General features: G+C 64.7%; 27 protein-coding genes. 18 read left to right on the top strand and 9 right to left on the bottom strand.

The window, feature by feature from the left end:
* Positions 1 to 64: 64 nt before the first annotated feature.
* Positions 65 to 1375, top strand: a complete 1311-nt coding sequence (locus ELS24_RS19665; protein ID WP_050448446.1) for an MFS transporter — start codon at positions 65 to 67, stop codon at positions 1373 to 1375.
* Here the strand turns inward: ELS24_RS19665 and ELS24_RS19660 are convergent.
* The 3 genes from ELS24_RS19660 to queF all read right to left on the bottom strand — a co-directional run bounded on the left by ELS24_RS19660 (position 1301) and on the right by queF (position 4915).
* Complete coding sequence (locus ELS24_RS19660; protein ID WP_205736922.1) at positions 1301 to 2689, bottom strand: MFS transporter; 1389 nt, start codon at positions 2687 to 2689, stop codon at positions 1301 to 1303. The two genes, ELS24_RS19665 and ELS24_RS19660, sit on opposite strands and share 75 nt — an antisense overlap.
* Positions 2690 to 2784: 95 nt before the next feature.
* Positions 2785 to 3939, bottom strand: a complete 1155-nt coding sequence (locus ELS24_RS19655; protein ID WP_127185111.1) for a M20 aminoacylase family protein — start codon at positions 3937 to 3939, stop codon at positions 2785 to 2787.
* Between the two features lie 151 nt (positions 3940 to 4090).
* A complete protein-coding gene (queF, locus tag ELS24_RS19650) occupies positions 4091 to 4915 on the bottom strand; it encodes an NADPH-dependent 7-cyano-7-deazaguanine reductase QueF (RefSeq protein ID WP_127185110.1) in 825 nt (274 codons plus the stop codon).
* Positions 4916 to 5236: 321 nt separating this feature from the next.
* On the opposite strand from queF, the gene aceA reads away from it, so the two are divergent.
* On the top strand, positions 5237 to 6556 hold the full coding sequence (aceA, locus tag ELS24_RS19645) for an isocitrate lyase (protein WP_050448443.1): 1320 nt from the start codon (positions 5237 to 5239) through the stop codon (positions 6554 to 6556).
* Between the two features lie 258 nt (positions 6557 to 6814).
* Here aceA and ELS24_RS19640 read toward each other — a convergent pair whose 3' ends face one another.
* Genes ELS24_RS19640 through ELS24_RS19625 form a run of 4 tightly spaced genes read right to left on the bottom strand, consistent with a single transcriptional unit; the run spans position 6815 to position 10393 of the window.
* Positions 6815 to 7054 (bottom strand): ribbon-helix-helix domain-containing protein, encoded by a 240-nt coding sequence (locus ELS24_RS19640; RefSeq protein ID WP_127185109.1) that lies wholly within the window; start codon positions 7052 to 7054, stop codon positions 6815 to 6817.
* 53 nt (positions 7055 to 7107) lie between these two features.
* On the bottom strand, positions 7108 to 8544 hold the full coding sequence (bioD, locus tag ELS24_RS19635) for a dethiobiotin synthase (protein WP_127185108.1): 1437 nt from the start codon (positions 8542 to 8544) through the stop codon (positions 7108 to 7110).
* Positions 8544 to 9209: an alpha/beta fold hydrolase gene (locus ELS24_RS19630; RefSeq protein ID WP_127185107.1), complete on the bottom strand. Its 666-nt coding sequence runs from the start codon at positions 9207 to 9209 to the stop codon at positions 8544 to 8546. Before ELS24_RS19630 ends, bioD begins: the two co-directional genes overlap by 1 nt.
* Complete coding sequence (locus ELS24_RS19625; protein WP_127185106.1) at positions 9206 to 10393, bottom strand: aminotransferase class I/II-fold pyridoxal phosphate-dependent enzyme; 1188 nt, start codon at positions 10391 to 10393, stop codon at positions 9206 to 9208. Before ELS24_RS19625 ends, ELS24_RS19630 begins: the two co-directional genes overlap by 4 nt.
* 149 nt (positions 10394 to 10542) lie before the next feature.
* On the opposite strand from ELS24_RS19625, the gene ELS24_RS19620 reads away from it, so the two are divergent.
* From ELS24_RS19620 to ELS24_RS19575, 10 genes are all read left to right on the top strand, one after another.
* Positions 10543 to 11811: an adenosylmethionine--8-amino-7-oxononanoate transaminase gene (locus tag ELS24_RS19620; RefSeq protein ID WP_127185105.1), complete on the top strand. Its 1269-nt coding sequence runs from the start codon at positions 10543 to 10545 to the stop codon at positions 11809 to 11811.
* Positions 11812 to 11911: 100 nt separating this feature from the next.
* Positions 11912 to 12901 carry a hypothetical protein gene (locus tag ELS24_RS19615; RefSeq protein WP_127185104.1) on the top strand — a complete coding sequence of 330 codons (990 nt, stop codon included), beginning with the start codon at positions 11912 to 11914 and terminating at the stop codon, positions 12899 to 12901.
* Positions 12898 to 13068 (top strand): cbb3-type cytochrome oxidase assembly protein CcoS, encoded by a 171-nt coding sequence (gene ccoS / locus ELS24_RS19610; protein WP_083447214.1) that lies wholly within the window; start codon positions 12898 to 12900, stop codon positions 13066 to 13068. The genes ELS24_RS19615 and ccoS overlap by 4 nt, the downstream gene beginning before the upstream one ends.
* A 137-nt stretch (positions 13069 to 13205) precedes the next feature.
* A complete protein-coding gene (ccoN, locus tag ELS24_RS19605) occupies positions 13206 to 14711 on the top strand; it encodes a cytochrome-c oxidase, cbb3-type subunit I (protein ID WP_127185103.1) in 1506 nt (501 codons plus the stop codon).
* Positions 14712 to 14721: 10 nt separating this feature from the next.
* Complete coding sequence (gene ccoO / locus ELS24_RS19600; RefSeq protein WP_127185102.1) at positions 14722 to 15486, top strand: cytochrome-c oxidase, cbb3-type subunit II; 765 nt, start codon at positions 14722 to 14724, stop codon at positions 15484 to 15486.
* Positions 15487 to 15488: 2 nt separating this feature from the next.
* The gene (locus ELS24_RS19595; protein ID WP_050445031.1) at positions 15489 to 15665 is read left to right on the top strand and encodes a cbb3-type cytochrome oxidase subunit 3; all 177 of its coding nucleotides are present in this window, start codon (positions 15489 to 15491) and stop codon (positions 15663 to 15665) included.
* On the top strand, positions 15662 to 16651 hold the full coding sequence (ccoP, locus tag ELS24_RS19590) for a cytochrome-c oxidase, cbb3-type subunit III (RefSeq protein ID WP_127185101.1): 990 nt from the start codon (positions 15662 to 15664) through the stop codon (positions 16649 to 16651). Before ELS24_RS19595 ends, ccoP begins: the two co-directional genes overlap by 4 nt.
* A 78-nt stretch (positions 16652 to 16729) precedes the next feature.
* Positions 16730 to 18220 carry a cytochrome c oxidase accessory protein CcoG gene (gene ccoG, locus ELS24_RS19585; RefSeq protein ID WP_127185100.1) on the top strand — a complete coding sequence of 497 codons (1491 nt, stop codon included), beginning with the start codon at positions 16730 to 16732 and terminating at the stop codon, positions 18218 to 18220.
* Between the two features lie 18 nt (positions 18221 to 18238).
* Positions 18239 to 18475, top strand: a complete 237-nt coding sequence (locus tag ELS24_RS19580; protein WP_127185099.1) for a FixH family protein — start codon at positions 18239 to 18241, stop codon at positions 18473 to 18475.
* A 15-nt stretch (positions 18476 to 18490) separates the two neighbouring features.
* Positions 18491 to 18727, top strand: a complete 237-nt coding sequence (locus tag ELS24_RS19575) for a hypothetical protein (RefSeq protein WP_050445035.1) — start codon at positions 18491 to 18493, stop codon at positions 18725 to 18727.
* 129 nt (positions 18728 to 18856) lie between these two features.
* Here the strand turns inward: ELS24_RS19575 and ELS24_RS19570 are convergent, their stop codons facing one another.
* Together ELS24_RS19570 and ELS24_RS19565 are read right to left on the bottom strand one after the other, a co-directional pair.
* Positions 18857 to 19198 carry a zinc ribbon domain-containing protein YjdM gene (locus ELS24_RS19570; protein WP_050445036.1) on the bottom strand — a complete coding sequence of 114 codons (342 nt, stop codon included), beginning with the start codon at positions 19196 to 19198 and terminating at the stop codon, positions 18857 to 18859.
* Positions 19199 to 19282: 84 nt separating this feature from the next.
* Positions 19283 to 20224 carry a LysR family transcriptional regulator gene (locus ELS24_RS19565; protein WP_050445037.1) on the bottom strand — a complete coding sequence of 314 codons (942 nt, stop codon included), beginning with the start codon at positions 20222 to 20224 and terminating at the stop codon, positions 19283 to 19285.
* A gap of 120 nt (positions 20225 to 20344) precedes the next feature.
* Between ELS24_RS19565 and ELS24_RS19560 the strand changes: the two genes are divergently transcribed.
* The 6 genes from ELS24_RS19560 to ELS24_RS19535 all read left to right on the top strand — a co-directional run bounded on the left by ELS24_RS19560 (position 20345) and on the right by ELS24_RS19535 (position 26290).
* Positions 20345 to 21337, top strand: a complete 993-nt coding sequence (locus ELS24_RS19560; RefSeq protein WP_127185098.1) for a Bug family tripartite tricarboxylate transporter substrate binding protein — start codon at positions 20345 to 20347, stop codon at positions 21335 to 21337.
* A gap of 6 nt (positions 21338 to 21343) precedes the next feature.
* Entirely contained in the window at positions 21344 to 22369 is a 1026-nt protein-coding gene (locus ELS24_RS19555; RefSeq protein WP_127185097.1) for a 4-hydroxythreonine-4-phosphate dehydrogenase PdxA, read from the top strand.
* A 14-nt stretch (positions 22370 to 22383) separates the two neighbouring features.
* Positions 22384 to 23556 carry an L-rhamnonate dehydratase gene (locus tag ELS24_RS19550; protein WP_127185096.1) on the top strand — a complete coding sequence of 391 codons (1173 nt, stop codon included), beginning with the start codon at positions 22384 to 22386 and terminating at the stop codon, positions 23554 to 23556.
* A 24-nt stretch (positions 23557 to 23580) separates the two neighbouring features.
* Positions 23581 to 24513, top strand: a complete 933-nt coding sequence (locus ELS24_RS19545; protein ID WP_127186402.1) for a dihydrodipicolinate synthase family protein — start codon at positions 23581 to 23583, stop codon at positions 24511 to 24513.
* Between the two features lie 95 nt (positions 24514 to 24608).
* On the top strand, positions 24609 to 25532 hold the full coding sequence (locus tag ELS24_RS19540) for an ABC transporter ATP-binding protein (RefSeq protein WP_127185095.1): 924 nt from the start codon (positions 24609 to 24611) through the stop codon (positions 25530 to 25532).
* Complete coding sequence (locus ELS24_RS19535; RefSeq protein WP_050445042.1) at positions 25529 to 26290, top strand: ABC transporter permease; 762 nt, start codon at positions 25529 to 25531, stop codon at positions 26288 to 26290. The genes ELS24_RS19540 and ELS24_RS19535 overlap by 4 nt, the downstream gene beginning before the upstream one ends.

The following is a 26290-nucleotide window of genomic DNA, read 5'->3' as shown; positions in this document are numbered from 1 at the left end:
CCGGAGACAACCCGCGCACCGCATTGCTTGCGTGCGCCACCTGCCGCTTTCGCGGCCTTTTGCAATGAACACCGCCGCGCAAGCCTTGCCCTCGGACGCCGAAGTTCGTCGGCGCGACTGGAAAACCATCCTGCTGATCGGTGTGGCGCATGCTGCATCGCACTTTTTCCAACTGGTGCTACCCCTGCTCAACGTGTCCCTGGCCACGGCATTCGGCCTGGACTTCGCGCGCGTGGGGGCGCTGGTCGCCACGTTCTACGTGGTGTCGGGCATCGGCCAGGCATCTTCGGGTTTCGTCGTGGATCGCATCGGCGCGCGACCGGTGCTGTGGTTCGGGCTGGCGTGCTTTGTGTTGTCGGGTGTGTTGATCGGCTCGGCCAACGGCTACACGATGCTGATGGCGGCCGCCATCGTCGGGGGCATCGGCAATTCGGTGTTCCATCCGGCCGACTATTCCATCATCAACCACCGCATTACGCCGTCCCGCCTGGGGCATGCGTTTTCGGCGCACGGGCTGACCGGCAACCTGGGCTGGGCGTTGACGCCGATATTCATGACCACCATCACCTTGCTGGCCGACTGGCGCGTGGCCGCTTACAGCGCCGCGGGGCTGGTGGCGGTGGTGCTGGTGTTGACGGTGTTGGGCGGCAAGCTGCTTGGCGGGCCCTTGCCGCTGGACGCTGACGCCACGGATGAAACCCCGGCCGCCACAGCAGCGTCCAAGGCCGCGCCCAAGCCGCAAGAGGGCGTGCTGACCACCCTGGCAACGCTGTTGTCCAAGCCAGCCTTGTGGGGCGCGTTCCTGTTCTTTGCGTGCACGTCGATTGCACTGTCGTCGGTGCAGAACTACACGATTCCGCTGTTGGACCAACTGTACGGTCTGTCTGAAGTGGTGGCCAGCTCGGCCTTGTCGGGCTATATGGTGGCGTCGGCAGTGGGCATGGCGGCGGGCGGCTTCCTGGTGTCGGCCAACCCGCGCACCGAGCGCACCGTCATGGTGGCGCTGCTATTGGCCGGCCTGACGTTGGTGGTGCTGGCCCTGGGCCTGGTGCCCGCCGCGCTGGCCGCGCCGGTGGTGGGCCTGGCCGGCTTCTGCTCGGGCGTGGCCGCGCCCTCGCGCGACATGCTGATCCGACGCGTCACGCCCAAGGGGTCCACCGGTTCTGTCTATGGCCTGGTGTATTCGGGCATGGACGTGGGCTCGGCCGTGGGCCCGCTGGCGTTCGGCCTGCTGCTGGACGCAGGATTCCGACAGGGGCCCTGGGTGGGCGCGGGCGTGGCGTTCGCGGCGGCGGCGTTGCTAGCGCAGTGGATCGCCGTGCAGGCGCGGCGTGCCGATCCCGTGCTGGCGGGGGGAGCGGTCGCCCGGTCCTGACGGCTCCTGGGTGCGGTCTCCTCCCGGCTTGCCCGGCCCCAACAGCATCAGCCCAATCAAACCGATCAGCACGCATAGCGCCACGTAATAGGCCGGCACCATCAGGTTGCCGGTTTGCTGGATCAGCGCGGTGTTGATGAAGGGCGCCAAGCCGCCAAACAGCATCACCGCCAGGTTGTACGACAGCGACACCCCCGTGGAACGCAGATTCACGGGCAGGATCTCGGTCATCAACGCAGGGGTGGGCCCCCACATGAAACCCATGCAGGCCGCCGCCAGCAACTGCGCCTGCAGCAGGGTGGCGAAAGACGGCGCCTGCAGCACGCGCGCCATCATGAACCACGTGACTACGCCAAAGGCGAACGTGGCCGGCAGCATGAGGGCGCGGCGCGTCAGGCGGTCCGACAGCGCGCCCGACAAGGGGCACAGCACCAGCAGCAGCACGGCGGCCAAGGCGCTGCTCAGTTGCGCGTCGCCCATCGTCAGCCCCAATTCCGTGACGGCGAAAATGGGCAGGTACAGCAGCATGACGTAGTTGGACGCCGTGCCCGTCACCACAATGCAGAACGACCCGATCAGTTCGCGCGGATAACGCGAAAACAGCGTGCGCAGCGTGGTGCGTTCGGGTTTGACGAGCTGGTCCTGAAAGCGGCGGAATTCGGGCGTTTCATCTACCTGCGTGCGCAGGTAATAGCCGATGGGTCCGATCAGGATGCCGAACAGGAACGGCACGCGCCAACCCCAGCTTTCCAGGTCCGCCGTCGATAAATTCGACGACAGCAGATACACCACGCCTGCCCCGGCTGAAAACGCCAGCGACTGCGAGCACATCTGAAAGCTGCCGTACAGGCCGCGCCGCCCGGTGGGGGCGAATTCCACCAGCATGGCGCTGGCGCTGGCGTATTCGCCGCCCACCGAAAACCCCTGGATCAGCCGCGCCACCAGCATCAACAAGCTGGCCGCCACGCCGATGGACGCATAGGTGGGCAGCAGGCCGATCAGGGCGGTGCCGCCCGCCATCATCAGAATCATCAGCGACAACGCACGGCGGCGTCCGTGGCGGTCGGCGTACATGCCCAGCACCAGGCCGCCGATGGGGCGCACCGCGAAGGCCACGCCAAAGGTGGCCAGCCCCAGCAGCAGCGACGTCGCGCTGTCGCCGGTGGGAAAGTACAGGCGCGAAATCACGGCGGCGAACATGCCGTAGATGGCGAAATCGAACCATTCGAAGGCGTTGCCCAGTACCGAGGCAATGACCACGCGGCGCCGCATGGCGGCCGACACTTGATAAGCGGGGGAAGACGAAGACGTCATCTTGGACTCCTGCGAACGCCGTAGAGGCGCAAGGGGACACGGGCGCGTTGCCTGGCAACGCGGCCCGAGGACTCGACAGCAAGAAAAGGGAAGGATCAGCCCAGGCGGTCGCGCACGATCTCGACGAAGACGGCTGCCCCGGTGGGCAGGATGTCGTCATCGAAGTCGTATTCAGGGTGATGGCAGAAGTGGCCGTCCTGGCCGACGAAGAAGTAGGCGCCCGGGCATTCCTGCAGCAGATAGGAGAAATCTTCCGAGGCCATCAGCGGCGTGATGCGGTCATCCACCAGATCGGCCCCGACCACGCGCACCGCAGCGGCCGCGACGGTGGCCGCCGGGCCGGGCGCATTGATGGTGGGCGGGCAGCCCATGCCGAATTCAAGGTCGATGCGGGTGGCATTGGCCACCCCCAGCCCCTCGCATATTTCGCGAACCCGGCGCAGCGCCGTTTCTCGTGCGGGGATGCTCATGGTGCGAACCGTGCCACGCAGTTCGATCATGTCGGGGATGACGTTGGGCGCGGTGCCGCCGTTCATCATGCCCACACTGACCACGCCCGCCACCAGTGGGTCCAGAGAGCGGCTGACCACGGTTTGCAGCATGCCGACCAACTGGCTGGCGATGACGACCGGGTCATTGCCCTGCTGCGGCATGCCGCCGTGGCAGCCCACGCCATGCACGCGGATGACGAAACCGTCACAGGCGGCCAGCAACGCGCCTTCACGCACCGCCACGCGCCCCTTGCCCAGCATGGGGTTGTTGTGCAGACCGTAGATTTCGTCGCAGGGAAAGCGGGTGAACAGCCCGTCCTGAATCATGGCGACGCCGCCGGCCAGGGTTTCCTCGGCGGGCTGGAAGATGAAGTTCAGCGTGCCGGCAAAGTCCCGGTTTTGCGACAGGTGCTGCGCCACGGCCAGCAGCGTGGCCGTGTGCCCGTCGTGTCCGCAGCCATGGAAAGTGCCTTCATGGGTAGAGCGGTAGGGCAGCGTGGTTTTTTCCTGCATGGGCAGCGCGTCCATGTCGGCCCGCAAGCCGATGCGGCGCTTGCCCGGGCGCTCGCCCTGCAACACGGCCACCACCCCCGTGCCGCCGATGCCGCCATGCACGTCCAGGCCCCATTGCCGCAGCTTGGACGCCACCAAGTCGGCGGTGCGGTGTTCCTGGAAACTCAGCTCCGGGTGCGCGTGAAGGTCTTGCCTCCATTGCGCGAACTCGGGTTGACGCTCGACAAACCAATCTCGCACTTGCATTGCCGCCTCCTTGGGGGAGTGAATGTCTAAGGTTCGGATGTGGCGGCGAGCCGGGCGGCCCGCCTGATGCCGTGCGAACCATAAACGAAATCGATAGCGGGCAGTGCGTGTGCAACTAATTGTTAATAGGTGCCGCGGTGCACCAATGCATTTATTGCCGAACCGTGCGCACGTCGGCTGGGGGCGCGGTTTCCACGTTGCTGCGCCAGGGGTTGATGTCCAGTCCGCCGCGGCGCGTGTAGCGTGCGTACACGGTCAGGTGTTCGGGGGCGCAGGCCTGCATGATGTCGCTGAAGATGCGTTCCACGCAGTGTTCGTGGAATTCAGCGTGCTGGCGGAACGACACCACGTAGCGCAGCAGCGATTCGCGGTCGATGGGGGCGCCCCGGTAGCGGATCTGCACGCTGGCCCAATCGGGCTGGCCGGTCACCGGGCAGTTGGACTTCAACAGGCGCGAGGCCAGCGTTTCTTCGACCACGTCACCGGGCCGGGTGCGCAGCACTTCGGGCGCGGGCTCGTAGGTGTCGATCTCAACGTCCAGCTTGTCGATATAGATGCCGTCCAACTCTCCCATGCGCAGTTCGGAAAAACGTTGCGGCAGGAAGAAGTCCAGGCCAACGGTAGCGCCCGCGGCGGCGCTCAGGTCGCGTTCCAGGCGCCCGCGCAGGGCCGCCGAATTCACCAGGCGCGTCTGGTTGAACGAATTCAGATAGAGCTTGAATGACTTGGATTCAATGATGTTGGGGCTGTCGGCCGGCACCGAGAACGTGGCCATGGCCACGCGCGGCTTGCCCTTGGCGTCCAGCCAGGACAGCTCGTAGGCGTTCCAGATATCCACGCCCCTAAAGGGCAGCTTGCCGGCTTCCAGGTTCAGCGCCGCACGGTTATGCGAACGGGCGATGGGAAAAAGCAGCGAGGGATCGTATTGCGAGGCATAGGCCACGCTTTGGCCCAGGGGGCCGTGAGACAGGGTCATGGCAAATCAAGAAATTCGGGGGAATGACGGCATTGTAGGCGCTGCAAAAAGCGCCGAATTTCCGCATTATGAAATGTAAGTCTCGTCATGTGAAAGTTCCTGCTGCTGCGCAACCAAAGCGCATTTCACAGATGGCAAATTCATTCCGCAATACGAAATGGAAGTTTTAATTCATTGATTTTAAAGAAAAACATTTTTCATCTTCTATAAGACATAAGCCCACATTGCCCTGCAGCACAGGCATAGACTTTCTCCAACGATTCACGCAATGCAAGACGCGAATCTTTTGAAGTCTTCCCATCACTGACCAGGAGCAACACCATGAGCACTCGCGAAACCGAAATCCGCAATTTGCAGAAAGACTGGGCCGAGAACAGCCGCTGGCAAGGCATCAAGCGCGACTACAGCGCTGAAGATGTCATCCGCCTGCGCGGCTCGATCAGCGTGCAGCACACGCTGGCCGAACGTGGCGCGACCCGCCTGTGGGAATCCCTGCATAGCGAACCCTTCGTGAATTCGCTGGGCGCCCTGACCGGCAACCAGGCCATGCAGCAGGTCAAGGCCGGCTTGAAGGCCATCTACCTGTCGGGCTGGCAAGTGGCCGGTGACGCCAACCTGGCCGGCGAGATGTACCCCGACCAATCGCTGTACCCCGCCAACTCGGTGCCGCAAGTGGTTCGCCGCATCAACAATTCACTGGCGCGCTGCGACCAGATCCAGTGGATGGAAGGCAAGAACCCGGGCGACGAGGGCTATATCGATTATTTCGCGCCCATCGTGGCCGATGCCGAAGCCGGTTTCGGCGGCGTGCTGAACGCCTTTGAACTGATGAAGGCCATGATCGACGCGGGCGCCGCCGGCGTGCACTTTGAAGACCAATTGGCGTCGGTGAAGAAGTGCGGCCACATGGGCGGCAAGGTGCTGGTGCCCACCCGCGAGGCCGTTGCCAAGCTGGTGTCGGCCCGCCTGGCCGCCGACACGATGGGCACGCCCACCGTGCTGCTGGCCCGCACCGATGCCGACGCGGCTGACCTGGTGACCAGCGACGTCGACGAAAACGACCGCCCGTTCATCACCGGCGAGCGCACCGTGGAAGGCTTCTTCCGCACCAAGGCCGGCATCGACCAGGCCATCTCGCGCGGCCTGGCCTATGCGCCTTACGCTGACTTGATCTGGTGCGAAACGTCCACGCCCAACCTGGAATACGCCCGCAAGTTCGCGGACGCCATCCATCGCCAATTCCCGGGCAAGCTGCTGGCGTACAACTGCTCGCCCTCGTTCAACTGGAAGAAGAACCTGGACGACGGCACCATCGCCAAGTTCCAGCGCGAGCTGGGCGCCATGGGCTACAAGTTCCAGTTCATCACGCTGGCCGGCTTCCATGCGCTGAACTACGGCATGTTCGAACTGGCCCACGGCTATGCCCGCCGCCAGATGAGCGCCTTCGTGGAATTGCAGCAGAAGGAATTCGCCGCCGCCGACTTGGGTTTCACCGCCGTGAAGCACCAGCGCGAAGTGGGCACCGGCTACTTCGACGCCGTGACACAGACGATCGAGAACGGCCAGTCGTCAACCACCGCGTTGACCGGTTCCACGGAAGAGGCCCAGTTTGAACACGGCCAGGAACAGAAGGTGGCTTGATCGCGTTATCGCGCTATCGCACTACCGCATGACACGTCGCCCGGTAAGCCGTTGACCGGGTGACGAGATTGATTGCTTTGCAGTTGCAGTTGTAGGTGCTGTTGTAGGGTGGATTCGGGGTGCCTGCGGGCACCCTTTTTTTTCCCTATGCCAGCACGCTTGCGCGTCAGGCGGCGGCGGCCTCTTGCTCAAGCGAGGCCATGTCGATCACGAAGCGGTACTTCACATCGTTCTTGGCCAGGCGCTCGTAGGCGTCGTTCACGGCCTGGAGCCTTTGCGGATTCGGGCACGCAGGTCAGAAAAATAGGCGGCGTCGGCGGGAGCCGCTGGGGCGGAAGATGCGCCGACAAGCATCAAGCTTCGCAACTGAAGCCGATCCTGATCTTTGCGGATGAGTTCGCGTACATACTCGCTGCTGGTGCCGTAGCCTCTTTCGGTGACTTGTTCGTCAACAAAGGATTTCAGCGCGTCCGGAAGGGAAATGTTTATGGTGCCCATCGCCCTAGATTAGGGGCCTTGGCGAAATATGGCAAAGCCGTACTTCCCGACCCCTAATCCGCCACCGTCGGTGCCTCGCCCAGCGCCGCCAGGCATTCCTTCAAAGGCGGAATGCCCTGCGCCAGCCTCGCGACCGTTGCCGCGTCGACGTGCGACAGCGGCGGGATTTCGGCCAGCACCCGGACGTTGCCGAAGCGTTCGATGGCTTCCTTGTTGCCGGGCGACAGCGGGCCGCTCATGACCACGCCCAGAATCGGGATGCCACGGCGCTTCAGGGCTTCCAGGCTGAGCAGTGTGTGGTTGATGGTGCCCAGGCCGCTGTGCGCCGCCAGCACCACGGGCATGTCCAGGCGCGCGATCAGGTCGATCATCATGTGCGTGTCGTCGATGGGCACGTACAGGCCGCCCGCGCCTTCCACGATCAAGGGCGCGGTGGTGGCGGGGGGCACGATGGTGGTGGCGTCGACCACCGTGTCTTCCAGTGTGGCGGCGGCCCAGGGCGACAGCGGCGCTTGCAACACGTAGGCGGGCAGGTGCAGGCGTTCGGGCGGTAGTTGCGCCAGTTCGGCCACGGTGTCGGTGTCGCCCCGTTCTTCGGATACGCCGGTCTGCACCGGCTTCCAATAATCAGCATTCCAGGCGCGCGCGAGGATGGCGGACACCAGCGTCTTGCCGATGCCGGTGTCAGTGCCGGTCACGAAAACCCCGGCGGGGCGTTGCGTTGATTTTTTCCACATACCGTAGGCCAGGTGATACGTCACCGTGGCTCCTTGTTCGTCAAACGCGGCCAGCACGCGGCGCAACGCCGCCGCGGATAGCGGTGGGCGTCCGGGCGCGGGCGTGGTGGCGCCGATGCCTTTCAGGCCCTTCAGGAAAGTCAGGCCATCAGGATGATTTTGTATCAGCCGTTCGCCGCGCACGCCACCGGTCATATTGCTCATGGCGGGCCTGATGACCGGGCACGGCGGGTAGGGCGGCGTGGCGGCGACGAAGCCCGCCGCCTGATGCGCGTGCTGCCATTCAGCGAAGGTGCCGGCGGCCAGCGTGGCCACGGCCAGATGGCCGCCGGGCGCCAGCAGCGCAGCCAAGCGGCCCAGGCCGGCGTTCAGGTCGGTGAACCACTGCACGGCCAGGCTGGAGCAGATCAGGTCGTACTCGCCATCCAACCCCTGCGGGTGTTCGCCATCCAGCAACTGAAAGCGCGCCGTGCCGGGTAGTGCCGGGCCGCGCTGGGCGGCGGCGAGCATGGCGGGCGAGATGTCGGTGATGGTCCAGTCCGCCTTACCCAGCCGGCGCGCCAGGGCCTGGGTCAGCAAGCCGGTGCCGCAACCGATCTCCAGGATGCGAGGGCGCGCGGGCAAGCGCAGGCAGGCGATATCGCTGGCCAGCCGTTCGGCGGTTATGCGCTGGATGGGCGCGTGGTCTTCATAGCGGTGGGCAGCCGCGCCAAAGCGGGCGCCGACCCGGGTGTTGCGGGGCGTGGCTTGCATCAGTCGGCAGGCGCCACGCGGTCGATGAACGCGGCGATGTGGCGCGCGCACCAGGGCGCGGCCGACACCGGTAAAAGATGGCCGCCGTGTTCCAGATCGTGCCGTTCGTCGCCCACGCGGCCGCCGAACGCGGCTTGCGTCATGGTGGGGGGGACGATGGGGTCGTCCAGTCCGGCCAAGATCAGCAAGGGAACCGGCAGCGCGGCCAGGGCGTTGCGCTGGTCATCGTCGCGCAAGGCTTCAAGATCGCGGGCCAGCGGTTCCAGGCGCGGCGAACCGAAGGCGGAAGCATCGCCGCAGCGTTCGCGGAAGTCTTGCACGACGGCGACGGGGTCAGCCGACAGCCGCTTCATCATGCGGTCCAGCATACGGCGCGGCACCCCGGCGTCAAAATCCGGCGCGGCGCCAAAGCGCGGAAACCCGTTGATCGACACCAAGCCCACGCAGTGGGACGGCAGATTCCGCAACAAGCGCAGCACGCCCAGCGAATGGCCGATGGCGATGACGGGGGCGATGGCTTCAGCCGGCGTTTGCGCGGCGCCGAAGTAACCGGCATCGGTAACGGCTTGTGGCCAGTCTTCAAGCTCGGCGCGCAGCGGCGTCCAGACAGACGCGTCGAACGCCCAGCCGTGTACGAAGAGCAGGGTGGGGCGTGTGGGGCTCATGCCAACACTGCCTTGATGCCATCAATCAGTTGCGCGACGTCGGCGTCGCGGTGCGCGGCGCTGAGCGTCAGGCGCAGGCGGCTGGTGCCGGCCGGCACGGTGGGCGGGCGGATGGCCACGGCCAGCAGGCCCCGGCGTTCCAGGGCGGCCGCCATGCTCAGCGCGCGCGCTTCGTCGCCCACGATGGCGGGCACGATCTGCGTGGAGGAATCGCCCGTGTCCAGGCCCATGTCTTGCAGCGCGGCGCGCAGCCCGTCACCGGCGGCAGCCAGCCGGGCGCGCTCGGCGTCCAGCGTGGGCACCAGGTCCAGCGCCGCGTCCATGGCGCCCAGCACGGCGGGCGGCAGCGCCGTTGTGTAGATGAAGCCAGAGCAGGTGTTGACCAGGAAGTCGCACAGCGCGCGCGACCCAGCCACATAGGCGCCGAATCCGCCCAGCGCCTTGCTGAACGTACCCATCGCCAGGTCGATACGCCCCGGCGCCAAGCCCGCCAAGCCCATGCCGCCCGGACCCAGCACGCCGGTGGCATGCGCTTCGTCCAGGTAGACAAAGGCTTGATAGCGGTCGGCCAGGTCCGCCAGCCGGACAACGTCGGTTCGGTCGCCGTCCATGCTGAACACGCTTTCCGTAACGATGAAGCGGGCCACGGGCTTGCCCGCGCCGGTCTGCACGCGAGCGGCGAGCAGGCTTTCCAGATGATCCAGGTCGTTATGCCGGAACCGGATCTGCCTGACCCCAGCGGCCTGGCAACCCTGGTGCAGGCTGGCGTGATTGAGCTTGTCGGCGTACAGCTCGATGTCGCCCAGGCTGGCGGCGGCGCGCAGCAGGGCGGGCAGCACCGCGGCATTGGCCTGCCAGCCCGAGGCCAGCAGCAGCGCGGCCTCGGTGCCTTTCAGACGAGCCAGCTTGGCCTCGACCTGTTCATGCAAGTCCAGGTTGCCGCAGACCAGCCGCGACGCTTGCGCGCCAGCGCCATGGCGCGCGGTCCATTCCCGGGCGCGTTCGATCAGCAGCGGGTGCTTGGACAGGCCCAGGTAATCGTTGCTGGAAAAGTTCAGCACAGGCGCGCCATTGAGCACGATGCGCCCGGGCGGCGCGGCCGTGACGGTGCGCAGGCGGCGGCGTACGCGGCGGGTGTCGGCGGTGGCCAACTCGGAGAGAAACAGGGAATCCAGCTTTGACATCAATCGTTCCGGCAGCGGCCGGGCAAGGGGAACGCCTGCGCCAAGCCGTAGAATGCGGGCCATTGTAGTGGAGGCGCGCACGGCGTTTTCCGGGGTCCGGGACGCCAGGAATGCCCCTGCGACCGCGCCTGTTTTTTCGGAGCTCAACCATGCACACGCCCGACTGGGTGGCCCAGGGCCAAGCCCATATCTGGCTGCCCTATGCCCAAATGAAAACGGTGACGCCGCCGCTGCCCGTGGTGCGCAGCCAAGGCAGCCGGCTGGAACTGGCGGACGGGCGCAGCCTGATCGATGGCGTGGCGTCCTGGTGGACGGCCTGTCACGGTTACAACCACCCGCACATCGCCCAGGCCGTGCGCGCGCAATTGGATGCCATGCCGCATGTGATGTTTGGCGGCCTGACTCACGAGCCCGCACTCACGCTGGCGCGCCGCCTGGCCGGCTTGCTGGGGCCGGGGCTGGACCGCGTCTTCTACACCGACTCCGGGTCGGTGGCGGTCGAGGTCGCCATGAAGATGGCGGTGCAGTTCTGGCTGAACCAGGGCGAGCGCGGTCGCAGCCGCTTTGTAGCGTTTCGCGGCGGCTATCACGGCGATACGTTCGGCACCATGGCCGTGTGCGACCCCGACGAGGGCATGCACAGCCTGTACCGGGGCATGCTGGCCGAGCACGACATCGTGGACCTGCCGCGCGACGACGCCGCCTACGCCGCGCTGGATCAGTTCCTGCAAGCGCGCGCGCCGCAACTGGCGGGCATTCTTGTCGAGCCGCTGGTGCAGGGCGCGGGCGGCATGCTGCTGCATGACCCGGAAGTGCTGCGCCGCTTGCGCCGCCTGGCGGACCGCCACGGCCTCTTGCTGATCTTTGACGAAATCTTCACCGGCTTCGGGCGCACCGGCACCATGTTCGCCTTCGAGCAGGCCGGCATCAAGCCCGACATCATCACCTTGTCCAAGGCGCTGACGGGCGGCACGCTGCCGCTGGCCGCCACGGTGGCCAGCAACCGGGTGTTCGACGCCTTCTGGTCCGACAACCCGGCGCACGCGCTGATGCACGGCCCCACGTTCATGGGCAATGCGCTGGCCTGCGCGGCGGCCAATGCCTCGCTGGATCTGTTCGAGTCCGAACCCCGGCTGGCGCAGGCCCAAGCGCTGTCGCTGGCCTTGGCAACCGGCCTGGAACCCTGCCGCGACTTGCCCTGGGTGCGCGACGTGCGCGTGCTAGGCGCCATCGGCGTGGTGGAGCTGGACGGCATCACCGACCGCGAAGCCTTGAAGCGCCGGCTGGTTGACGCGGGCGTGTGGGTGCGCCCCTTCGGCAACGTCGTGTACCTGACGCCGGCGCTGACGATTGATGGCGACGATCTGGCCGAGTTGATTCGCGCGGTGGTGGCCGTGCTGCGGCTGCAACGCCCTTGATGCGATCTCTGGACATGCTGGACACGCCTGGCAAGCCGCAACAAAAAGCGGCTTGATCCAGATCAAGGCGGTGGGCGGGGGCGCTCGTTACCATCGGCGCATGCGAGCAAAATCGATCTTCGCCGTCCCGTCCTGCCTGTCGGATACCGACCGCCAGCAGCGTCGCCATGCCTTGGTGCGCCTGTCGCTGGCCTGGCTGGCGATGATGCAGGTGATGATGTTTGCCTGGCCCGGCTACCTGCGCCACGACAGCATGCCCGCCGACGCCCTGGAAACGCTGGACTGGGCCATCGTGCTGATGAACTGGGCCAGCTTCGCGCTGACCATTCCCGTGGTGCTGTATTCCGCCTGGCCCATCTGGCGCCATGCCGGCGACAACCTGCGCCAAGGCCGCGCCGGCATGGACGTGCCGGTGGCGCTGGGCATCGTGGCCGCGTTCATACCCAGCGTGCACGCCACCTGGACGGGGCGCGGCGAAGTCTATTTTGATTCCGTCACGATGTTCGTGGCGTTTCTGCTGACCGCGCGCTACCTGGAACTGTGCGCCCGGCAATCGTTTGGCGGCGCGGCGGGCGGGTTGCGTCATCAGCGCGTTGAGGCGCAGCGGCTGGACCTGGGTGCGCGCGCCGATCGCCTGGCGTCGCGTTTTGTTCTGGCGCAGGTGGCGTTGGCGCTGGCCGCTGCAATTGGCTGGGCCTATATCGACCCCGCCCACAGCCTGCCCGTGATGGTGGCGCTGCTGGTGATGAGCTGCCCTTGCGCCATGTCGATGGCGGTGCCCACGGCGATGGCGTCCGCGCACTCGGCGCTGGCAGCGCATCCCACCATGCCCGACGCCGCGCTGGATGCGCTGTTGAGCCAGGCGCGTCACAAGGCGCGGCAGAACCTGTACGGTTCGCTTGTCTGGCATCTGCTGATGACGCCGCTGGCGTTGATGGGTTGGGTGCAGCCCTGGCTGGCCGCCATCACGATGCTGGTGTCGTCGTTGGCGGTGGCCTATAACTCGTGGCGCCTGTGCCGCCGCGACTGGTCCGGCGGTGCTGCCCCCGTGGGCGCGTTGGAAGCAGCCAGGATGGAAACTGCGCAATGACCATCCTGTACTTGTTGCTGCCCCTGTCGCTGCTGTTCGTGCTGGCCATCGGCGTATCGCTCTGGTGGGCCGTGTTCAACGGCCAGTACGACGATACCGACAGCGCCGGCACGGCGATCCTGCGCGATGACGACAGCGGCCGCGCTGGCCGCGGCGCTAATTCATAACAAACCCTTGCTGATGCGTTGCGGCGTTGCCGCGTTCCCTTGCTGCCCCACGCGCGCTTGATCCATATCAACGCCGACTTCTGAACCCGGTCCCATCATTCAAGCCTGGAGCTATTTGTTACTTTGGGGGAAGGGTGATGAACGATTGCGCCGCAATCGCAAGCAAGGCCGACACCTTCAACTACAAGATCGTGAGGCAGTTCGCGCTCATGACGGTGGTTTGGGCCATTGTCGGCATGGCTGTGGGCGTTTTTATCGCCGCGCAGCTGATTTGGCCACAGTTGAATTTCGATACCGCATGGCTCAGCTACGGCCGTCTGCGCCCGCTGCACACCAACGCGGTGATTTTCGCCTTTGGCGGTAGCGCGTTGTTCACGACGTCGTACTACGTCGTCCAGCGCACCTGTCAGGCGCGGCTGTTCTGCGACAAGCTTGCCGCCTTCACGTTCTGGGGCTGGCAGATCGTCATCGTGGCCGCCGCCATCACCTTGCCGATGGGCTTCACCAGCAGCAAGGAATACGCTGAACTCGAATGGCCCATCGACATCCTGATCACCTTGGTCTGGGTGGCCTACGCCATCGTGTTCTTCGGCACCATCGTCAAGCGCCGGTCCAAGCACATCTACGTGGCCAACTGGTTCTTCGGCTCGTACATCCTCACCATCGCCATCCTGCACATCTTCAACAACATTGAAATGCCGGTGTCGATGTGGAAGTCGTACTCGGCTTACGCCGGCGTGCAGGACGCCATGGTGCAGTGGTGGTACGGCCATAACGCGGTGGGCTTTTTCCTGACCACCAGCTTCCTGGGCATGATGTATTACTTCGTGCCTAAGCAGGCCGGCCGCCCGATCTATTCGTACCGTCTGTCCATCGTGCACTTCTGGGCACTGGCCTTCACGTACATGTGGGCGGGTCCGCACCACCTGCTGTACACGTCGCTGCCTGACTGGACGCAATCGCTGGGCATGACGTTTTCGCTGATTCTGCTGGCGCCGTCCTGGGGCGGGATGATCAACGGCATCATGACGCTGCAAGGCGCCTGGTACAAGCTGCGCACCGACCCGATCCTGAAGTTCATGGTCACCGCGCTGTCGTTCTACGGCATGTCCACGTTTGAAGGGTCGATGATGTCGATCCGCACGGTCAATTCGCTGTCGCACTACACGGACTGGACCATCGGCCACGTGCATTCCGGCGCGCTGGGTTGGGTGGCGATGATTTCCTTCGGCTCGCTCTACTACCTGATCCCGCGCCTGTATGGCCGCGAAAAGATGTACAGCGTGAAGGCCATCGAACTGCACTTCTGGATCGCCACCATCGGCGTGGTGCTGTACATCGCCGCCATGTGGATTGCCGGCGTGCAGCAGGGTCTGATGTGGCGCGACACCGCCGGCGACGGCACCCTGGTCTACAGCTTCGTTGAAGAACTGAAGACGCGCGTGCCGTACTACCTGATCCGTTTGCTGGGCGGCGCGCTGTTCCTGTCGGGCGTGTTCGTCATGGCCTGGAACGTGTGGATGACGGTGCGCGGTGCGCTGCCGGTCAACCCCGCCATTCCCGAAGACGACCCCCATGCCGCCCGCCCGCCGGTCGCAGCGACCGACGTGCCCGCCGCGCCCGCCGTGCCGGCCACTGCTTGACGAGGACATCATGGCCAACAATAAAACTGGCTTCTTTTCTCACCAGACGCTTGAGAAGAACATCGGCTGGATGATCATCGCCAGCATCCTGGTGGTGTCCTTCGCGGGCCTGGTTCAGATCATTCCGCTGTTCTTCCAGCACAGCACCACCCAGCCCGTGGCGGGCGTCGAACCCTACAGCCCGCTGCGGCTGATGGGGCGCGACGTGTACATCCGCGAAGGCTGCGTGGGCTGCCACTCGCAGCAGGTGCGCGTGCTGGCCGCCGAAGTGCAACGCTACGGCTCGTATTCGACGGCGGCGGAATCGGTCTTCGACCATCCGTTCCTGTGGGGCTCCAAGCGCACCGGGCCAGACCTGGCGCGCGTGGGCGAACGCTATTCCGACGATTGGCACCGCATTCACCTGCGCGACCCGCGCAAGGTGGTGCCGGAATCGAACATGCCCGCCTATCCCTGGCTGCAAAAGACGGTAATCACCGGGCAGAACGTGGCCGAGCGCATGCGCGCCTTGCGCACGCTGGGTGTGCCCTACACCGACGAGCAGATCGCCGCCGCGCCGAAGGCAATCGAAGGCAAGACGGAAGAGGACGCGCTGGTGGATTACCTGCAAAGCCTGGGCGTGGGTGTGCGCCTCGCCAAGCAGGCGGCTGAAGCCAAGAAGGCAGAAGAGGCCAAGAAGGCGGAAGAGGCAACGAAGGCGGAACAGGCCAAGAAGGGCGCTGAATCGGCCGAGCCGACCGCGCAGTCCGCGGCGCAACCCGCCACCGGAGGCTGACCATGGTGGCTTATCTGAGCGCAATCGTTACCGCCATTTCCATGGCGACCTTTTTCGGCATCGTCTGGTGGGCCTGCTCGCGCGGCCGCCAGGGCGCCAACCGCGACGCGGCCATGTTGCCGTTCGCCCTGCCCGATGAATTCGGCCAGGCACAACAAGATGGAGCGAATCGATCATGAGCGATTTCGTCAATGGCTTCTGGGGGATTTTCATTTCGGTGGTCGCCGTGGGCGGCGTGCTCTGGTGCGTGTGGCTGCTGTACACGCAGCGCCGCTGGCTGGGCGCCAAGCCGGCCGCCGGGCAGGTGGAAGACACCGGCCACGTCTGGGACGGCGACCTGACCGAACTGAACAATCCCGTTCCCACCTGGTGGACGTGGATGTACCTGCTGGCCTGCCTGTTCGCGCTGGGCTATCTGTTCTTCATGCCGGGCCTGGGCTCGTACAAGGGCCAACTGGGCTACAGCAGCACGGAAGAGGTGGCGCGGCACCAGGCCAAGATGGCCGATGCCGTGCGCCCCATCTACGCGCGTTTTGAAACCATGACCGTGCCGCAGATCGCACAGGACGCGGGCGCCCGCGAAATCGGCCAGCGCCTGTTCCTGAACAACTGCGCGCAATGCCATGGCTCGGACGCCAAGGGCGGCCCCAGCTTTCCCAACCTGACCGATGGCGACTGGCTGCATGGCGGTTCGCCGGAAGTCATCATGAAGACCATCAAGGAAGGCCGCCACGGCGTGATGCCGCCCTGGAAGTCCGCCATCGATGCGAAGGCGGCGGGCGACATCGCGCAGTACGTGCGTTCGCTGTCGGGGCTGACGGCGGACCCCATCCGCGTGTTTCGCGGCAAGCGCGAGTTTGGCAACTTCTGTGTGGCGTGCCACGGCGTGGACGGTAAGGGCAATCAGTTGATGGGCGCGCCCAACCTGACGGACGACGTGTGGCTGTACGGGTCTTCGGAAGCCTCTATCGTGAAGACCATCCTGGACGGCCGCGACAACCGCATGCCCGCGCACGAACACATCCTGAACCCTGAACAGATCAAGGTGTTGACGGCCTGGGTGTGGGGCCTGTCGAACAAGCCGGAAGGTGCGGGAGCAGCGCAAGCGGTCGACACCGCGGCGATCAACACCGCGGCTGTTGGCACCGCGCCCCTGGCCAAGTAAGCCGGCCAGTGGCGCTTAGGTGGGGCGGGCCACGCACGGCCAACCCCACATCATCGGATTTACCGTACGGAGCAGCATATGGATGATGGGTCAACCGCAAGCGTGGGCACGCCGCCTGGCGGCGAGCCGCCGCCCTGGCGCCCGCACACCCGGCCGCCACGCCCGGGGGCTGAAACCCTGGAGCAGACGTTGGCAGGCGTGCGCAGCAAGATCTATCCGCGCTCTGTCAGTGGCATCTTCGCCCGCTGGCGCATCGCGTTCGTATTCATCACCCAGCTCATCTTCTACGGTTTGCCCTGGCTGCAATGGAACGGCCGCCAAGCCGTGCTGTTCGATCTGGGCGCGCGCAAGTTCTATCTGTTCGGCCTGGTGCTGTGGCCGCAAGACGTCGTGTACCTGGCCGTGCTGCTGGTGATCTCGGCGCTGGCGCTGTTCCTCTTCACTGCCGTGGCCGGCCGCTTGTTCTGCGGCTACGCCTGTCCGCAAACCGTCTACACCGAAATCTTCATGTGGATCGAGCGCAAGGTCGAAGGCGACCGCATTGCGCGCATCCGCCTGGACGAGTCGCCGTGGAGCCTGCGCAAGGCGCGCCTGAAAATCACCAAGCACTTCTTATGGATCGCGCTGGCCTGGTGGACGGGGTCCACCTTCATCGGCTACTTCGCGCCCATTCGCGAACTGGGCCATGAACTGTTCACGCTGCAACTGGGCCCGTGGCAATGGTTCTGGATGCTGTTCTACGGCTTCGCCACTTGGGGCAACGCCGGCTTCATGCGCGAATCGGTGTGCAAGTACATGTGCCCCTATGCCCGCTTCCAGAGCGTCATGGTGGACCCGGACACCTTCGTCGTCACCTATGACAAGCGCCGGGGCGACCCGCGCGGCGGGCGTTCGCGCAAAGTCGATCACAAGGCGGCTGGCCTGGGCGATTGCGTGGATTGCAGCCTGTGCGTGCAAGTCTGCCCCACGGGTATCGACATCCGCGACGGCCTGCAATACATGTGCATTGGCTGCGGCGCCTGTATCGACGCCTGCGAACAAGTCATGGACAAGATGCAGTACGAACCCGGCCTGATCCGCTACACGTCGGACCGCGCCATGCAGGACGGCCTGAGCAGCCAGAGCGCGCGGTCGCATCTGCTGCGCCCGCGTGTGCTGATCTACGGCACGCTGATCCTGATTCTGGTCGTGGCGTTTGTTGCCTCGTTGGCGATGCGCAACCCCTTGCGGGTGGACGTCATCCGCGACCGGGGCGCGCTGGGGCGCGAAGTGGCGGGCGGCCAGATCGAAAACGTCTACCGCCTGCAGATCATCAACACGTCGGACAGCGCCATGCAGTTGCGTCTGTCGGCCGACGGCATGCCCGGGCTGCAAGTGATGGCCGGGCGTCAGGGGTCGGACACGGTCGAGGTGCCGGCCGCCGCCAACAAGCTGGTGCCCATGGTGATCCGCGCGCCCGCGGGCGCTGAACCCGGCGCCCACCCCATCACGCTGCGCGCGCGCGGCCACGACGGCGAAAACCGCTCCATCCATACCGATGAGGCCGCCAGTTTCTACGTACCCGACTAAGCCTGCCAAGGACTGCTCATGACACTTGCTCAACATGCCCCGACCCCCAAGCCCTGGTATCGGGAACCCTGGCCCTGGATCCTGATGGCTGGCCCGTTCGCAGCCATGGTCGGATGCTTCATCACGATCTACTTCGCCTACAGCAACTTCATCCACGAGCCTATCCAGGACGGCGTGGTCAAGCGCGGCCTGGTCATTGAGCAGGCCGTACCCCAGGCAAGCGAGGGCGCGGGCGCCGCGCAAGCCAAGCCTTGAGCAGGGAGAGCACAGATGGGCCTGCGTGCATTGATGTGGATTCTGTGGCCGTCGTTCATGGCGGCCGGGATAGGCAGCGCGCTGATATTCGCGCTGATTGACCCCTTGGATGTGGCGATCTTCGGGTACGTGCCCACGGGACGCATGGGCTTTTATACGGTGTCGTTCTTCGTGCTGTGGGTGATGGCGGGTATGTCCAGCACGCTCACGGCCTACCTGATGCCCAAGGCGGCGGAAGACGAAGACCTTTGATGGGGCGGTCTTGATGAGGGGGGCTTGATGGGACAGCCGTGACACGCCAGCCTTGAGCTGGCCGCTATGAATCGCCGTCATGAACGGCCCCCCGCGCGGCGCAGTGCCGCCCGGGGTGCGCACGTGGCGTCAGATTTTCTTCACGAACTCCGACTTCAGGCTCATCTGACCAAAGCCGTCGATCTTGCAATCGATGTCGTGGTCGCTGTCGACCAGGCGGATGCCCTTGACCTTCGTGCCCATCTTCACCACGCCGCTGGAACCCTTGAGCTTCAGGTCCTTGATGACGGTGATGGTGTCGCCGTCTTGAAGCACGTTGCCGGCGGAATCCCGGTAGACGCGCGCTTCTTCGACGACAGCGGCGGTGTCCTGGGCCGACCACTCATGCGCGCACTCCGGGCAGATATAGACGCCGCCGTCTTCGTAGGTGTATTCGGATTGGCAGGCGGGACAGGCGGGTAATGCACTCACGGAAGACCTCGGATAAATCACGCGCGTTGCGCAATCGGCGATTGTACGTCCCGCAGCGGCAAAATTTCGCCTAAAACGCGCCCATCATCGTTGAATATCGTGCAGCAGGTCGACAAAATGTTGTCCGGCCGCGCTTAACGGGCGGTCGCGCGACACGATGCTGCCGAAGGCGGTCAGCGATTGCCGGATCTGGTAGGGCAGGATCGCCAACAAGCCATGCGCCGCGTAGCGGCTGGCTACCGATTCCGGAATCACGCCCAGCATGTGCGACTTCATGGCCAGGTTGGTGGTCGTCAGAATGGACGCCGATTCGATCAACCCTGGCGGCGTCGCCACGTTATGCGACCGGAATTCCTGTTCTATCACCTCGCGCATCGGGCTGCCGTGGGGTTGCAAAATCCACGGATACGCCAGCATCGCCTCGAAGTCCAGGCGCTTATGCACGGCCTGCGGCGAAGCCAGCGGGTGGTCCACCGCCGCGATCACTGACAACGCCTCGTCGCCGATTGGCCGGAACACGTAGTTGCGATCCGACAGGGTCAGCATGCGCCCGATCACCACGTCCAGCTTGCCTTCGTTCAATTGCGCGATGAGCAGGTCGCTGGTGCCGGTGGCGATCTCCACGGCAAGCAGCGGATACGTCTGCTTCAAGCGCAGCAGGGCATCAGTCAAATGCCCCGGCGACGCCGCCATGATGCTGCCGATGAACAGCTTGCCGGCGCTGCCCAGCCTAAGTTCATCGAGCTCGCGCGCCAGCGACGACATGGTGCCGCGCATGCCCCGGAAATACCCCATCACGCAAGCGCCGGCCGGTGTCAGCGCCAGCCCGCGGCCCACCCGTTCAAACAGCGGCTGCCCCAGCGCCAATTCCAGTTCGTGCAGCATTTTGCTGGCCGCCGATTGGGTCATGTTCAGTTGCGACGCTGCCGCCCGCAGCGTGCCGCGTTCATCAATGGCCAGCAACAGCACGATCTGGCGCATGCGCAGCCGCGAGAGCAGGGCGGGAACATTCAAATTGCGGTCCATGATTGATCGCCTGTAGTGAACGGTTGGTGCAAAAGTTTCATTTTACGGAAACAGCCGATGTTTCTAAGATGGCTTCACAACAAAGCCGTAAGCGGCGAAGAAACATCAAGGAGACAAACCATGAAGATTCGTGATATCCGCGACATCCGCGCTGTGCTCGCCCTGGCGGCCGCCGCGCTGTGCCTCGCAACCCTGGCGCCCGCCCAGGCGCAAAACGCCGACTGGCCCAACAAACCGTTGCGCCTGCTGGTGGGCTCCGCGCCTGGCGGCGGCACCGACGCCATGGCGCGCGCCGTGGCCGACCGCCTGGGGCCGATGCTCAACCAGACCGTCGTCGTGGAGAACAAGCCGGGCGCTTCCAACACGCTGGCGGCGGACCAGGCGGCGAAGTCGGCCGACAAGCACACCATGGTCATGGGGGTATCCACCGCCCACGCCATTGCCCCGCATCTGCTCAAGCTGGGTTACGACAATGACCGCGACCTGACGCCGGTGGTGTTCGTGGGGGCGGTGCCGAACATTCTGGTGGTCAATAACCAGGTGCCGGCTGATTCCGTCCAGGCGCTGATTGCGCTGATCAAGCGCCGTCCCGGCGAGTTCAATTTCGCCAGCAGCGGCTCGGGCAGCACGCAGCACATTGCCGCTGAACTGTTCAAGGACGCAACCGGCGTGCAGATGACGCACATCCCGTATCGCGGCAGTGGCCCCGCCATGGTCGACCTGATGGGCGGACAGGTGCAGATTGCGTTTGAAACCGCGTCGTCCGTCATTCCGCACATCAAGAGCGGCAAGGTGCGCGCGCTGGCGGTGCTGAGCGCCCGCCGCAATCCCCAGCTTCCCGATGTGCCCACCATGGCCGAGGCCGGCGTGTCGGGTGTGGAGATGAGCGCCTGGTACGGCATCTACATGCCGGCCAACACGCCCGCCGCCATCCAGACGCGCATCCATGACGATGTGAACCAGATTCTGGCCCTGCCTGAAACGCAGGCCCGGCTGCTGGCGATCGGCGCGGACATCACCCCGATGAGCCAGGCGCAGTTCGCGCAGTTCCATACCGCTGAGAACCAGCGCTACGCCGACATCATCAAGAAGAACAACATTTCCGTGGAATGACCTGACATGGACACGCAGCAAAAACCCGTCATCGCCCTGACCCTGGGCGACCCGGCCGGCATCGGCGCCGAACTCATCGCCCGCCTGTTGGCCCGGCCTGAAGCGTGCGAGCGCGCCAACATTGTGCTGGTGGGCGACGCCTGGCTCTGGCGCGAGGGCCAGCGCGTAGCCGGCGTGCAGGTGCCGACCCAAACCGTGGACAGCATGGCCGCCGTGCGGAGCCGCGCCGATACCCGCCAGCCCGCCTGGCTGGCCATGGACACCGTCCGGCCCGAGCAGGTGACGGTGGGCCAAGCCCAGGCGCCCGGCGGCGCGTCGGTGCTGCAAGTGCTTGACGCTTGCATGGACGCGGCGCGCGACGGGCATATCGACGCCATCTGTTTTGCGCCCCTGAACAAATTCGCCATGAAGCAGGGCGGCTTGAAGCACGACGACGAGCTGCATCACTTTGCGCAGTACCTGGGCGTGACGGGCTACTTCTGTGAATTCAATACGCTGGGCGATCTGTGGACGTCGCGCGTGTCGTCGCACATTCCGCTCAAGAACGCCGCCGCCGCGCTTAGCGTTGACGGCATCAAGGCCGCCACGCGCCTGATCTATCGGTCATTGCAGGCCAATGGCATCGCCCAGCCGCGCGTGGCGGTGGCGGCGTTCAACCCGCACGGCGGCGACGGCGGCACCTGCGGGCGCGAAGAGGTCGACATCATCGAACCCGCCGTGCGGCAGATGAATCAGGAAGGGCTGCCCATTGCCGGGCCCTTTCCCGCCGACACGATCTTCCTGAAGGCGCAGGCCGGCGAGTTCCAGGCGATTGTCACCATGTATCACGACCAGGGGCAGATCGCGATCAAGCTGCTGGGCTTCTCGCGCGGCGTGACGGTGCAGGGCGGCCTGCCCATTCCCATCACCACGCCCGCGCACGGCACCGCTTACGACATCGCGGGCCAGGGCCGCGCCAATGTGGACGCCACCTGGCAGGCGTTCCTGATTGCCTGCCGCATGGGCGCATCGCACCGAACCTCTCTTGTTTGAACAGGGACCACACCATGAAGATCAAATCCGTCCGCGCCCGTGTCTTTGAATGGACCGGCAAGACCGTGCCGCCGCAAGGCAACTTCTGCTCCAACGCCATGGACCTGCTGTACTCACGCGAGGAAACCATGAGCACGTTCCGCTTTCATGGCTGGACGGTGGTGGAAGTGGAAACCGACGACGGCATCGTCGGGCTGGGCAATGTGGCGCTGGCCCCGCGCGTGGCCAAGGCCATCATCGACCAATACCTGGCGCCCCTGGTGGTGGGGCAAGACCCCTGGGACTACGAATACCTGTGGCAGCGCATGTACCGCGCCACGCATGCCTGGGGCCGCAAGGGCGTGACGATGGCGGCGATTTCAGGCGTGGATCTGGCTATCTGGGACATTCTGGGCAAGTCGGTGGGCAAGCCCGTTTTCAAGCTGCTGGGCGGGCGCACCAAGGAGAAGATTCCCGTCTATTACTCCAAGCTGTACCGCACCGACCTGAAAGCCATGCAGGAAGAAGCGCAAACCTATCTGGACCAGGGCTTTACCGCGTTCAAGATGCGCTTTGGCTATGGGCCCGCGCATCTTCAGAAGGGCGTCGTCGAGAACCTGAAATCGGTGGAGGCCATACGCGAAGTCATCGGCTACGACACCGATCTGATGCTGGAATGCTATATGGGCTGGAACCTGGAATATGCCAAGCGCATCCTGCCCAAGCTTGAAAAGTTTGAGCCGCGCTGGCTCGAAGAGCCCGTCATTGCGGATGACATCGACGGCTACGCCGAGCTGAACCAACTGACCTCGATTCCGATCTCGGGCGGCGAGCACGAATTTTCGCTGTATGGCTTCAAGCAACTGCTGGACAGGAAGGCCGTGTCGGTGGTGCAGTACGACACCAACCGCGTGGGCGGCATCACGGCGGCGCACAAGATCAACGCGCTGTGCGAAGCCTACAGCGTGCCGGTCATTCCGCATGCCGGCCAGATGCACAACTACCACCTGACGATGAGCACGCTGGCTTCCCCCATGAGCGAGTACTTTCCGATGTTTGATGTGGAAGTCGGCAACGAGCTGTTCTACTACATCTTCGAGGGCGAGCCCGTGGCCAAGGAAGGGTTTATCGACCTGGACGACAACACGCCGGGCCTGGGGCTGACGCTGAAGACCGAATACCTGAACGATTTCAACATCATCGAGTAAGCCGCCATGACCCTGACCACAACCATGACGCCGACATCCCAGGCGCCGCGCTATCGCGGCATTTTCCCGGTGGTGCCCACCACGTTCACCGAATCGGGTGAGCTGGACCTGCCCAGCCAGAAGCGCGCGGTGGATTTCATGATTGATTCTGGCGTGGACGGCCTGTGCATCCTGGCCAATTTCTCGGAGCAGTTCGTGCTGTCGGACGACGAGCGCGAGGTACTGACGCGGACCATACTGGAACACGTCAGCGGCCGCGTGCCGGTCATCGTCACAACCACGCACTTCGGCACGCGCGTTTGCGCGGCGCGCAGCCGGCGCGCGCAAGACCAGGGCGCCGCCATGCTGATGATCATGCCGCCGTATCACGGCGCCACCATCCGGGTGCCCGAGGCGCAGATCGAAGCCTTCTTCCAGCAGGTGTCGGACGCGGTGGATATTCCCATCATGATCCAGGACGCGCCGGTGGCGGGCACGCCGCTGTCGCCCGCGCTGCTGGCGAAGATGGCGCGCGAGATCGAGCAGGTGTCGTATTTCAAGATCGAGACCGCGGGCGCGGCCTCGAAGCTGCGTGACCTGATTGCGCTGGGCGGGGCGGCCATTGAAGGCCCGTGGGATGGCGAAGAGGCCATCACGCTGCTGCCCGACCTGGATGCCGGCGCCACGGGCTCGATGACGGGCGGGGGCTTTGCCGACGGCATCCGCCCCATCATCCAGGCGCATCGCCAAGGGCAGCGCGACGAGGCGTACCGTCTGTATGAACGCTGGCTGCCGCTGATCAATTATGAAAACCGCCAGGGCGGCATCCTCACGGCCAAGGCCTTGATGAAGGCGGGCGGCGTGATTGATTGCGACGCGCCCCGGCATCCGTTCCCGCCGATGCGCGACGAGGTCCGCCAGGGCCTACTGGAAACCGCCCGCCGGCTGGACCCCCTGGTGCTGCGCTGGGGGCGGTAAGCGCCAGATGTCAAACACAGCGTTCCACCAGGCCGACCAAGCGGTCCTGGTGTAACGAGTAAAATCCCCGGCTATCGATTACGTTGGGGGCTTGTGTGCAGCCGGTTATTTCAATTCAAGGTTTATCCAAGCGATACGCCTCGGGATTCCAGGCGCTCAAGGGCGTCAACCTGGACATTCAGCGCGGTGAAATCTTCGCCTTGCTCGGGCCGAACGGCGCGGGCAAGACGACGCTGATCAGCATCATCTGTGGCATCGTCAACCCGTCCGACGGCCGGGTGCTGGCCGATGGCCATGACATCGTGTCGGACTTTCGCGCCGCGCGTTCCAAGATCGGACTCGTACCCCAGGAAATTTCCACCGACGCCTTCGAAAGCGTGTGGAACACGGTCACATTCAGCCGGGGCCTGTTCGGCAAGCCGGCCAACCCGGCCTACATCGAAAAAGTGCTGCGCGATTTGTCGCTGTGGGACAAGAAGGACAGCCGCATCATGGCCTTGTCGGGCGGCATGAAGCGCCGCGTGATGATCGCCAAGGCGCTGTCGCATGAGCCGGCCATTCTGTTCCTGGACGAGCCCACCGCGGGTGTGGACGTGGAATTGCGGCGCGGCATGTGGGAAATGGTGCGGCGGCTGCGCGAAAGCGGCGTCACCATCATCCTGACCACGCACTACATCGAAGAAGCGCAGGAAATGGCCGACCGCATCGGGGTGATCCGCAAGGGCGAGATCATCCTGGTGGAAGAGAAGAACGCGCTGATGGCCAAGCTGGGCAAGCGCCAACTGAGCCTGACGCTGAAGGCGCCGCTGCCGGGCATTCCCACCGCGCTGGACGCCTATCAACTGGACCTGTCCGCCGACGGCTACAAGCTGGTCTACACCTATGACAACCAGGGCGGCGGGCAAATTTCACAGTTGCTGCAGGACCTGAGCCGGCTCCAGATTGAATTCACCGACCTGAGTTCATCGGAAAGCTCGCTTGAGGACATCTTCGTCAGCCTGGTACACGGTCAATCATGAACTTCTACGCCATACGCGCTATCTACCTGTTTGAAATGGCCCGCGCCTGGCGCACGCTGATGCAAAGCGTGTTGTCGCCCGTCATTTCCACGTCGCTGTATTTCGTGGTGTTCGGGTCGGCCATCGGCTCGCACATGGTCGAGATCGACGGCGTCAGCTACGGCGCCTTCATCGTGCCCGGCATGATCATGCTGTCGCTGTTGACTCAAAGCATTGCCAACGCCTCGTTCGGCATCTACATGCCACGGTTTTCCGGCACCATCTATGAGATCCATTCCGCGCCCATCTCGTATGTTGAGATCGTCATGGGCTATGTGGGGGCGGCCGCCAGCAAGTCCATCATCCTGGGGCTGATCATGCTGGCCACGGCGCGGCTGTTCGTGTCGTTCGAGGTTGCCCACCCGTTCTGGATGCTGGGCTTCCTGGTGCTGACCGCCGTGACCTTCAGCCTGTTCGGCTTCATCATCGGTGTGTGGGCCGACGGCTTTGAAAAGCTGCAGATCATTCCACTGATGATCGTCACGCCGCTGACCTTCCTGGGCGGTACCTTCTATTCCATCAAGATGCTGCCGCCGTTCTGGCAGACCGCCACCTTGTTCAATCCGGTGGTCTACCTGGTCAGCGGCTTTCGCTGGGCATTCTATGGCGTGTCGGACGTCAGCCTGGGCGTCAGCGTGGGCATGACGCTGGTGTTCCTGCTGGCCTGCCTGATCGGCGTGCGCTGGATCTTCAAGACGGGTTACCGCCTGAAGACCTGA

It is taken from the genome of Achromobacter spanius (assembly GCF_003994415.1).
In the GTDB taxonomy this organism is placed as follows: domain Bacteria; phylum Pseudomonadota; class Gammaproteobacteria; order Burkholderiales; family Burkholderiaceae_B; genus Achromobacter; species Achromobacter spanius_C.
Note: the sequence above shows the minus strand (reverse complement) of the source record. Positions and strands in the feature narration are given on the sequence as shown.